This window comes from Oceanobacillus sp. HCA-5259 (assembly GCF_037892815.1).
Classification (GTDB): domain Bacteria; phylum Bacillota; class Bacilli; order Bacillales; family Amphibacillaceae; genus Oceanobacillus; species Oceanobacillus indicireducens.
This window is the reverse complement of sequence record NZ_JBBKBV010000057.1, coordinates 1-10,558: the sequence shown is the minus strand read 5'-3', so window position 1 is coordinate 10,558 and position 10,558 is coordinate 1. Positions and strand designations below refer to the sequence as shown.

Here is a 10,558-nt window from a genome sequence, read left to right as displayed (position 1 = left end):
AGGAGAGGAATAAAAATGTATGTACTAAAAGAACCAACACAAAAAATCTCGCTGGATGCCATAAAAGTATGGAGAATAACTGATACCATCTATACAATTACTTTTTTAAGTTTACTATTCTTTCTTCTATATCTATATTACTCCTATCAATGGCATTCCTGGATAGGATTCGTTATCTATTCATTAATAGCAATTACTTGTGTTTCCGCCATAGTAGAACTTATTATCCTACCCGTTTATAAGCAAAAAACATGGAGATATGAAATTGATAGCACTTGTATCCAATTAAAACACGGTGGGGCTTTCAAAAAAACACATATGATCATTCCTATGAATAATGTTGATACCTACCAAGGTCCTGTTTTACAACGTTACAAGTTGGCAACTATAAAAATCGGAACCGTGGGTTATATTCATGAGATTCCAAATCTTCCTGAAAAAAAAGCTACAGAAATCCGTAATTATATTAGTTCCTTGACTGATTTATATAAAGAAAAGGGGGTTGCCGATGGAGACTGAACATGTCTATAAACAAACTCGTTATTTAAGGAAACTGCATCCCCTCTGGATCGGTTTCAAACTATTTAAATCTATAAAGAGTCTAATAGCGTTTATTTTATTTTTGTTTATTATCTTGGATATATCCTCAAATTCTTTATTTTCGATATACGGAATAAGTTTAATTGCATTATTTGTCATTTATCAAGTAGGAACAACTATATTGGAGTGGAAGCGTTTCGGATACTATCTTAACCAAAAAGAACTTTTTGTCCAAAAAGGGCAATTTGTTATGATGAAAAGATATTTTCCATTAGAAAATATCCAAGGAATAAATCAAAACACTTCTTTTATTCATCGAATACTTGGACTCACATCATTATTAATCGATGTTGGTTCCAGTGATAATAATAGCTCTGTCAAATTAGAAATGATTTCCTTAAAGGAAGCTGACAATATTAAAAAGACACTTTCAAAATATAGTAATATCCATTTAAACGACCAAGTCAAGAAGGAGGTAAAGGAAGAAGAACTGAAAACAAATTCCAAAAAGAGAGCATCTTTTACTGAAAAAAATCATTATGAAATAAAATTAAGTGAAATTCTTATTGCTTCTCTTACTTCGCTTCGCTTACTTTTCTTTCTTAGTGTTTTATACTCAATTTATTCGCAATTAAGTGAATTCCTTTCTATTGAAGAATATATCAATAAAGCATTAATATTTTTCCGACATTCTGCGGAAATGATGATTCTAGGAGTTATTTTGTTAATAGTTAGTTCTATGGCATATGGGTTACTAAAAACATACATACAATACGGTGGATTAAAAGTCACTTCTGATTCTTATCGCATTTATATTGAAAAAGGAATAGGAAGCAAAACAAGTTTCTCCATACCAAAAGATAAAATACAGGCTCTAAATATTAATAGTGGATTCATTCATAAGATGTTGAGTATAGTAAATGTGAAACTAATCAGTTCTACTGATATAAAAGACGAAGATGTTAAGGCTTCTAATATTTTATTCCCTTTTATAAACAATAAGAAAGTAATTAAGTTGATTCCTGAAGTGCTACCGTCGTTCGAGATAACAAGAAGCATAACGAAAATTCCGAAGCGCTCCTTATATGTGAAATTATTAAGAAGCATGTATATCTGGCTTTTATTACCTGTAAGTATTGTTCTTTTTTTCCCAGGATTTTGGTATATTGCGTTATTGATTTTTATTATAACCATCACTTCTCAAATGTTAAGCGGACTATTTAGTGGTTATTCTCTTAACGGGCCTTTTCTACAACTCAAAAAAATCGCTATTACCAATAGAATGTTTATTATGAGGAAAGATAAAATAGAACGCATAATGATAACGGAAACAATGATACAAAGAAAATTGGGTCTTTCCTCATTAAAAGTCACTACGAGAGCTAGACCCGCTAAAGTTATTACTATGCATGACATTCCCATACAAATCGCACATAAATGTCAAAGATGGTTTGTGGAAGAGGTCGAAAACCCATAGTTAACAACGAAACACACTCCTAGATGATAGCTCTTTGTCAAATAACTGACCCACATCTTTAGCTGCTTCCATTGACTTTAACGTCCGATTCTTAGTATCTGTTTGAGAAGGAGCTGGGCACCACTAAAGAGTGCTTAGAATCGAATGCCCGTGTTGCATGGGTGCTTAATAGGTGTTAAGTCGGTGGTAGCGGCCTAATATATTCATACTATTTAACATCTCTGGCTTAGTACAGCATTTATAGCTCCTTTATCTACATTTAATAGCTCATTCTGTCCGCAAATCGCTGTCGGTGCTACTTCAATATACTTGATTGAAAGATTCTAATCTCTTCAGTAGTTCACTTCTCAATGATCACTTAATCACTTACTACCGTATTATTTGTTTTGTATATCATCTCGTTCGCACTTTGTTAAAAATTTAAGCTACCCTTAAATAATTATTAATCGTAACAATTCCTATTTATAAATCGAAATCATTACGATATATTATTACTTATGAAATAAAGAAAGAAGAAAAGCTAAGGACGAAAGAATATATCATCAGAGCGTATAATACATATTTTTTTACACTTGTTGAGGTGCTCTTCACCGAATGAAGAGGGACCAGGATAACAGGGTGGATGAATCGAGTGAAGACATTACGATCTACACAACGGTATATCCATTGCAATACATTGTAGAAGAAATCGGTGGAGATACCGTTACGGTTCATTCGGTCTTCCCACCCGGTGTTGATGGTCATATGTATGAACCGACATCAAAAGAAATGACTGATTTTGCTGCCAGTGATGCTTTCATTTACATTGGAGCTGGAATGGAAGGTTTTGCAAATAGTGTTTCAGAGGCCTTAGGATTAGAAGACATAGCCTTGATTGAAATCGGGAAACATGAGGAGCTTTTCCAAAAAGGTACTCAGGAAGGCTCAGACCATGAACATGAAGATGAACATGCCATCGAAATCCAGGGGTTGTCTGACCACTATCATACAGGTGACATTATTGAGTTAACTGCGAACTTACACATTGATTCAGAGCATGACCATTGGCATTAGTTTGCGTTGGATCCAGCTGAAGATGATTAGCAAGTAGTAGATGAATTACAAGATAATACGTATGATGGTGAAGCTCTCATTTCTGATCAGCAGATCAATTTCGCTTTTGGTTACTGGGAAGAACGTTATGGCATACAGCAAATCACAATCAGCGGCCTGTCCTCCAGTGAAGAACCTTCTTAAAAAGATTTGGTAGCAATAATGAAGACAGCGGAAGAATTTGATTTGGAATATATTCTCTTTGAACAGAATAGTGAGAACCGGCTGTCCAGAGTCGTTCAAGATGAGATTGGTGCGCAAGACTTAATCATTATAATAAACCCATGCTCCCTTTTTTATAGAAGAAGCATGGGTTATATTTAAACACAGTTAGAGCGGGGCTGGTGTCCGTAAAATCTTCTCCATCTTTTTCCCTTTCGCCAACTCATCAATCAATTTATCCATATAGCGAATTTCCTGCATCAATGGTTCCTCTATCTCTTCTACCCGAACTCCGCAAATGACACCTTTAATCAAAGAGCGCGAAGGATTCAACTTTGGGGCTTCCGCAAAGAATGTTTCAAAGTCCGTCTGTTTTTCGAGATGTGCTTCCAGTTCGTCTTGGCTATAGCCTGTCAGCCAGCGAATGATTTCATCGACCTCTTCCTTTGTGCGATCTTTTTTCTCTGCTTTCGTTATATAGTGGGGATATACACTTGAAAAGCTCATCGTATATATACGGTGTTTAGCCATTTACATTCTCCTTTCGACTATTCGTAGCCTATCCCTTTATTTTATCATCATTCGGCTTAAATAACGCTCAAAACAGGAAAAAAGCGCAAGAAATATTCCTGCGCTTTTCATTCAAACAATGATTCATTTTACACCCATCTTGTTGTAATCACTTTCTTACGCGTATAGAAGTTGAGTCCATCTTTTCCGTTCGCATGCAAGTCACCGTAAAAGGAATCTTTCCAGCCAGAGAACGGGAAGAATGCCATTGGTGCTGGAACTCCGATATTCACTCCCAGCATACCTGCATCAATTGTTTCTCTGAATTGGCGTACGCTTCCTCCATCTTTCGTGAAGATACATGCACCGTTTGCAAAGCGGGACTTATTGGAAAGCTCTACTGCTTCGTCTAAATCTTTCACTCGAGAGATCGACAGGACCGGTGCAAAAATTTCATCTTGCCAGATTTTCATGTTCGGCGTGACATTGTCAAAAATCGTTGGGCCGACAAAGTAGCCTGCTTCTTTCACCGCTTCGTCTTTACGTCCATCACGGACAAGTTTTGCTCCTTCCTTCTCACCTTTTTCAATATAACTTAACGTACGCTCTTTATGCTGTTCACGGATAACCGGTCCGAGGAAAATTCCTTCGTCTAAACCGTTGCCGATTTGAACGTCATCTGCTTTTTGTTTTAATAAAGCAATAAACTCATCTGCCACTGATTCCTCTACCGCGACGACAGATGCTGCCATACAGCGCTCACCTGCTGAACCAAATGCTGCATTTAGAATTTGGGTCGCTGCGTTCTCCAAGTTCGCATCACCTAATACAATCGAGTGGTTTTTCGCACCAGCCAATGCTTGAACACGTTTCAGCTTATCCGTTCCCCGCTTATAAACATACTCTGCTACCGGCTGCGAACCGACGAACGAAATTGCTGCTACTTTTTCATGGTCAATTAAACCATTTACAACATCATGGGCACCGTGGACAATATTGAATACCCCTGCCGGCAAACCTGCTTCTTCTAAAAGCTCCGCTAGACGGTTCGCAAGGAGTGGTGTCCGTTCAGACGGCTTCAATACGAATGTATTTCCAGTAGCGATTGCCATTGGGAACATCCAAGCAGGAACCATCATCGGGAAGTTGAACGGTGTGATTCCGCCGATTACGCCGATTGGGTAACGATATACCCCTGATTCGAGTCCTGTTGCAATCGACGGAAGCGAATCACCCATCATGAGTGAAGGTGCACCTGCTGCAAACTCGACATTTTCAATGCCGCGTTGAACTTCACCTTGGGCTTCCTCAAAGTTTTTCCCGTTTTCAATTGTTATGAGACGGGCAAGCTCATCCCAATTATCTACTAGTAACTGCTGATATTTAAATAGAATCCGTGCACGGCGTGGTACCGCTAACTCCTTCCACTCCTGGAATGCTTCGTTTGCGGTTTCTACCGCATGTTCTACATCTTCTGCGGATGAAATCGGCACATGTGCGATAACCTCTCCAGTCGCCGGGTTGTAAACCGGTTCCGACTTATCTGTATTTGCTTCCACCCATTTACCACCAATATAGTTTTTTAATACTTCTACTGCTGTTTGTGCCACGTGAAATTCCTCCTTCTATGTGTTTACGATAATACTTTTTCAATTACTTCCAATACTTCCCTTCTGAGACTCTCCCTTGCGTTATTTATTTTCGGCAAATACTTCATTCAGAACTTGCAGGATGAAATCAATGTCTTCATCTGTTGAAGATAACGGCGGGCTAAGCGTTAAAATGTTGTTTTGCCCTGCAACCGTGTCCCCGTTCCGGCCAATGATTAAGCCTTTCGCTTTACATGCTCCGATAAGCTTGGCAATCCGGTCATTGGAAGCAGGCTCCTTCGTTTCTTTATCTTCTACAATTTCAATTCCGGCAAGTAGGCCGAGTCCACGGACATTACCAACGTTAGGATGATTTTCCAGCTCTTCTAGTCCTTGCAATAGCTTTGCACCCAGTTGTTCAGAGCGTTCAAACAGATTCTCCCGTTCCATAATCTCAATATTTTTAAGGGCAACGGCACAAGCTGCCGGATTACCGCCGAACGTGTTCACGTGACGGAAATGATGATTATCTTCCGTTCCTTTAAATGCTTCGTAAATATCTTTACGAACAGCCGTAATCGATAACGGTAAATACGCACTCGTTAAACCTTTTGCCATTGTAATGATATCTGGCTTAATGTTGAACTGCTGGTGACCGAATGCTTTACCAGTTCGACCGAAACCACAAATGACCTCATCAATAATGAGCAGGACGCCGTGGCGCTCACAAATACGCTCCACTTCCTGGACATACACTTCATGAGGCATAATGACTCCGCCTCCAGTTATGAGCGGTTCCATAATTACTGCTGCGATGGATTCCTTTTGCTCATAATTGATCGTCTCTTCAATTTCTCTTGCCTTTTGTAAGTTGTATTCTTCTACCGTTACGTTATCCGGTTTACGGTAGTTATCCGGTGGAGAAACATGTAAGAAACCAGATGAAAGTGGCTCATATTTATATTTTCTTAACGCTTGCCCTGTTGCCGAAAGAGCCCCCATCGAACTGCCATGGTATGCACGGTAACGGGAAATCACTTTGTAACGGTTCGGGTCTCCGTTTTGCTGGTGGTATTGGCGAGCGATTTTAAACGCAACCTCATTCGCGTCCGATCCACTGTTGGAATAGAACATCACATAGTCGTCATCCAGCATGCTATTGACCTTTGCTGCCAGTTCAATCGCTGGCTCGTGACTATTCGTCATAGGCGTATAAGCGATTTTCTTTATTTGTTCTGCAGCAGCCTCAGCTAATTCCTCCCGTCCGTAACCGACATTCACACACCATAGCCCAGACATACCGTCTAAATAACGATTGCCATTCTGATCGGTAATCCAGGAACCTTCGCCTTTCTCAACAATCATTGTTGCTCCTTCTTCCCGATAAGGAGAAATATGGTGCCAAACATACTGACGATCCTTTTCTTCCAGTGATAATTTTTCTGTTTGTTGCAGCGCTTTCATTTCAAATGTCTCCCTTCCATAATAAAAATATTTTTTGACGAAATGTACAGTCTGTTTTTCCTGTTGTATTCAAAATGTGATTGTAAATTTATTCAACTACTTGGGTTGACATACCTTGGGTCCCATTCCATAATTGAGTTTACACTGTTCCGAAAATAATATCATCTTACATAAAGTAAAATTATTAAGAAATTTATTTAACAATTTGGAGGGGAACTGATGGGGAATTTTAAGGTAACGGTAAGAGATATCTTAAAGCGAAAGTTATTTAAAGGAGCAACCTTAATTACTGGTGAAAAGGGAGTCGACCGGGAGATTAAATGGACACACATTCTAGAAATGGAAGCGTTTGATTCATTTATCAATGGCGGGGAACTTATTTTAACAACTGGCTCTAATATGCCACTTGACTCTAAAGATGGGATTTCTAAGTTAAAGAAATTGATTGAACTGGAAGTTGCGGGACTCTGTATGGAACTCGGGACTCATGTTCAGGAAATTGAGCCTGCGATTATTGAATTCGCTAATCATCATGATTTTCCAATTATTATATTCCCAGATGTCGTGAAATTTGTAGATATTACCCAGGATTTACATACGATCATTATTAATAGTCACCATGAACAACTAAAGCATCTCCATGATCTTTCCAATGCGTTTAACGAATTGTCTTTAGAACCGAACGGGATTTTGAAAATACTAAAGAAATTATATGAATCTTTTCATTTGAATGTTTTACTTATTTCTGATGATAAACAGTTATTCTACTATCCACTTAAAAACAAAGACCAAGCAGAATCTATCCTTTCTCTAATTAACGAAAAAAGAGAAGTCGAACCCTATCATGAAGTCTTTCTCCATGGTGACTACTACACTGCTTTCCCAATTAAAGGGCTCGGCTCTTCATGGGGAGATCTTTATATTCAACAACGAAGCGGGGAATTGGATGAGTTCGCTTTCTCCATTGTTGACCGTGCCACTTTAGCCATTGCCCAGATTATGCTAAGGAATAAAACAATCGAGGAAAGAAAACAGAATCAAGAAGAGAATCTGGTGCAACAGTTATTGCACGGAGAGGAATATGAATCGACTGCTGCATTAAAGTTTTTACCTGCTCCGGCTGAGAACCTTTATTACCGCTTAATCATGATTGAAAATAGCTCTTATCGTAAGGAGATAAGAGATGAGGATTGGGAAGAGATAAAGCTCCAGCAATCGATTATTCTCCGCTCCATTTTTAAAAGATATAATTTCTTCCCTGCGATCTCCATTACGAAGAATAATATTGCTGTAATTGCTTCTTATTATAAGAGCAGTTATGCAACTAGCGACACTAACACGTTCACATTGATTACGGAAGCGATTAAAAACAGTCATAAAGATAATATTTTCCGAGGGAAAGACTGTTATATTGGCGTTAGCAGTCTGCAAAAGGATTATTCTAAATTAAGTAAGTGTTACGATGAAGCAAGTGCGGTACTAGCAATTCAAAAAATGGATATTCTAGATATCTTGTTCTTTGAGGATATTGGGATTTACCGGTTGTTGATCAACCTTCCTAAGCATGAATTGGAAGCATATGTCTCGGATTACTTAGGGCCGCTGCTAGATCATCAACAACAAACGAAGAATGATTTACTGCAGACACTTGCTGTGTACTTGGAAACGATGGGATCCAAAAAGGAAACATCGGAACGGCTATCCATCGTGAGGCAAACATTATACCATCGCTTGGAAAAGATTGAGGAACTGATGGGAGAAGATTTTATGAATCCGACGAATCGGCAGGCGATTGAGCTTGCAATTGGGGCTTATGCGTTTTTGAGTAATACAAATAAGATAAATTAAAGAAGAGGCATATTGGTGACCTCTTCTTTAATTTATACAATGACTTGTTAACCCGAGCAAAAAAATTAACAAAGTGTATACATGTTTCTTTATATCTTTTACAATTTGTCTGTAGATATTTGAAATAGTATATAGCAGAATGTTATTTAATCAATAATCCAAAGAGGGTGATTTATGGGAACATTCAATGTATAAAGTAACTCTAATACATTATTACATTGGTTCTAGTGTATTATGGCTTTTAAACATAACCTCAATAACTAATACTACAAGATAGATAATCACAATCATCTATCTTATTTATCTATACCGACAATAGATAGCGCTTACAAACCCGGATTTTAATTTAATGATTTTAAAACTGAGCCAGTCTCTTGCTTTTTTATCAAATGACCATCATCAATAAATTACATTTCAATACTTGGTGATATTTTCTTTTACTTAAAAAATAATTTGAGGTGAGTTAATTTGACGAGTTTCGATTTTTTCCTAATAATTATCTATTTTGCAGTCCTAATTACTATTGGTTTTCTTAGTATTAAAAAAATCAAAAGCCAGGCTGATTATGTTGTAGCAGGTAGGAGGCTTGGCTATGGTTCTTTTGTTCCTGCGATGGCTGCAGTAGTTCTAGGTGGAGCATCGACTTTTGGAGGCACAGCACTCGGATATCAATTCGGAATATCAGGCATGTGGATGGTTACTATGATAGGTCTTGGGATTATCGGGTTTGGTTTATTTTTTACTAACAAATTAGGTAATTTAAATATATTTAGTGTTAGTGAATTACTAGCAAATAGATTCGGGTTTAGTAGCCGACTGTACAGCGCTATTATTATAATTGTATATAATATTATGGTTATGGTGACCTCCACCATTGCTGTAGGTGTATTATTTTCGACCCTCTTCGAATGGTCTCTCTTCTTTGCTATTTTCATTGGAGGTGCAGTTGTTGTAATTTATACTTTATTAGGAGGCATGTGGGCTGTAACAATGACTGATGTCATGCAATTTTGGGTTATGACTATCGGATTGATTTTGATTTTACTTCCATTTAGTTTTTTTCAACTGGGTGGTATTGAAGGATTAACAACGAAAATAAGCAGTGACCATCTAAATTTATCCAATATGGGTTGGGACAGAGTTTTTTCTTACGCCTTGCTATACTTTTTCGGGATGATGATAGGACAAGATGTTTGGCAAAGAGCGTTTACAGGTAAGAGTAAAGTTGTCGTTAAGAATGGTACAATAATAGCTGGAATTTATTGTGTAATATATGGAATATCCGGAGCACTCATTGGTACTTTTGCTAGTGTTCTAATTCCTAATCTTATTGATCCACAACAAGCTTTACCAACTCTTATTGTTACTATACTTCCAACTGGGCTTATAGGGATAACACTTGCAGCGGCAATTTCCGCAGCTATGTCTACAGCATCAGGTACATTGATGGCTGCTTCAACAGTTTTTATAAATGATATTATATCGCCTTTGAAAAAGATAAAAACAGAAAAGAACAAAATACGTTTTACTCGATTGGCCGTATTAGGAATGGGTGTAGTAGGAATATTTATTGCTTCCGAACTACAAAACATTGTATTAGCACTTGATTTAGCATACGCACTGCTTTCCGGTACTTTGTTCATTCCTATTGTTATTGCTTTATTCTTCAAGTCAGTATCTAAAAAGGTTGCATTGTCTGTAATGATAGTTAGCTCACTTGTTGTAATAACTACTCTTATTATTGAAGGCATTACTTCTTTAAATGCCATTATTTATGGCTTAATTGCGGGATTAATCACCGTCTTCTTAGGAAACCTACTATTAAAAGAAGAAAAAAAATCTAAAAAAGCTGCCTAATTTAAAGTTATATATTAAT

General features: G+C 37.6%; 9 protein-coding genes. 6 read left to right on the top strand and 3 right to left on the bottom strand.

The genetic code is table 11. From position 1 onward, the window contains the following. The 4 genes from WKU33_RS18415 to WKU33_RS18400 form a co-directional block, all read left to right on the top strand. Nucleotides 1–519, top strand: a 519-nt coding sequence (locus WKU33_RS18415; protein ID WP_340456028.1) for a PH domain-containing protein, incomplete at its 5' end; no start/stop codon positions are given. Beyond that, nucleotides 509–2,017 (top strand): PH domain-containing protein, encoded by a 1,509-nt coding sequence (locus tag WKU33_RS18410; RefSeq protein WP_340456026.1) that lies wholly within the window; start codon nt 509–511, stop codon nt 2,015–2,017. The genes WKU33_RS18415 and WKU33_RS18410, both read left to right, overlap by 11 nt. A gap of 594 nt (nt 2,018–2,611) precedes the next feature. Next, entirely contained in the window at nt 2,612–3,070 is a 459-nt protein-coding gene (locus WKU33_RS18405) for a metal ABC transporter substrate-binding protein (protein ID WP_340456024.1), read from the top strand. A gap of 201 nt (nt 3,071–3,271) precedes the next feature. Then, nucleotides 3,272–3,433 (top strand): hypothetical protein, encoded by a 162-nt coding sequence (locus tag WKU33_RS18400; RefSeq protein ID WP_340456022.1) that lies wholly within the window; start codon nt 3,272–3,274, stop codon nt 3,431–3,433. Nucleotides 3,434–3,439: 6 nt separating this feature from the next. Here WKU33_RS18400 and WKU33_RS18395 read toward each other — a convergent pair whose 3' ends face one another. The 3 genes from WKU33_RS18395 to WKU33_RS18385 all read right to left on the bottom strand — a co-directional run bounded on the left by WKU33_RS18395 (nt 3,440) and on the right by WKU33_RS18385 (nt 6,834). Further along, a complete protein-coding gene (locus WKU33_RS18395; RefSeq protein ID WP_336252119.1) occupies nt 3,440–3,802 on the bottom strand; it encodes a DUF2200 domain-containing protein in 363 nt (120 codons plus the stop codon). Between the two features lie 128 nt (nt 3,803–3,930). Continuing rightward, the gene (locus WKU33_RS18390; protein ID WP_340456020.1) at nt 3,931–5,391 is read right to left on the bottom strand and encodes a CoA-acylating methylmalonate-semialdehyde dehydrogenase; all 1,461 of its coding nucleotides are present in this window, start codon (nt 5,389–5,391) and stop codon (nt 3,931–3,933) included. 81 nt (nt 5,392–5,472) lie between these two features. Beyond that, nucleotides 5,473–6,834, bottom strand: a complete 1,362-nt coding sequence (locus tag WKU33_RS18385) for an aspartate aminotransferase family protein (protein ID WP_340456018.1) — start codon at nt 6,832–6,834, stop codon at nt 5,473–5,475. Nucleotides 6,835–7,053: 219 nt separating this feature from the next. Between WKU33_RS18385 and WKU33_RS18380 the strand changes: the two genes are divergently transcribed. Continuing rightward, nucleotides 7,054–8,682, top strand: a complete 1,629-nt coding sequence (locus WKU33_RS18380; protein ID WP_340456016.1) for a PucR family transcriptional regulator — start codon at nt 7,054–7,056, stop codon at nt 8,680–8,682. A gap of 468 nt (nt 8,683–9,150) precedes the next feature. Beyond that, nucleotides 9,151–10,539, top strand: coding sequence for a sodium:solute symporter family transporter (locus WKU33_RS18375; RefSeq protein WP_340456014.1), 1,389 nt, complete (start codon nt 9,151–9,153; stop codon nt 10,537–10,539). Nucleotides 10,540–10,558: the final 19 nt, after the last annotated feature.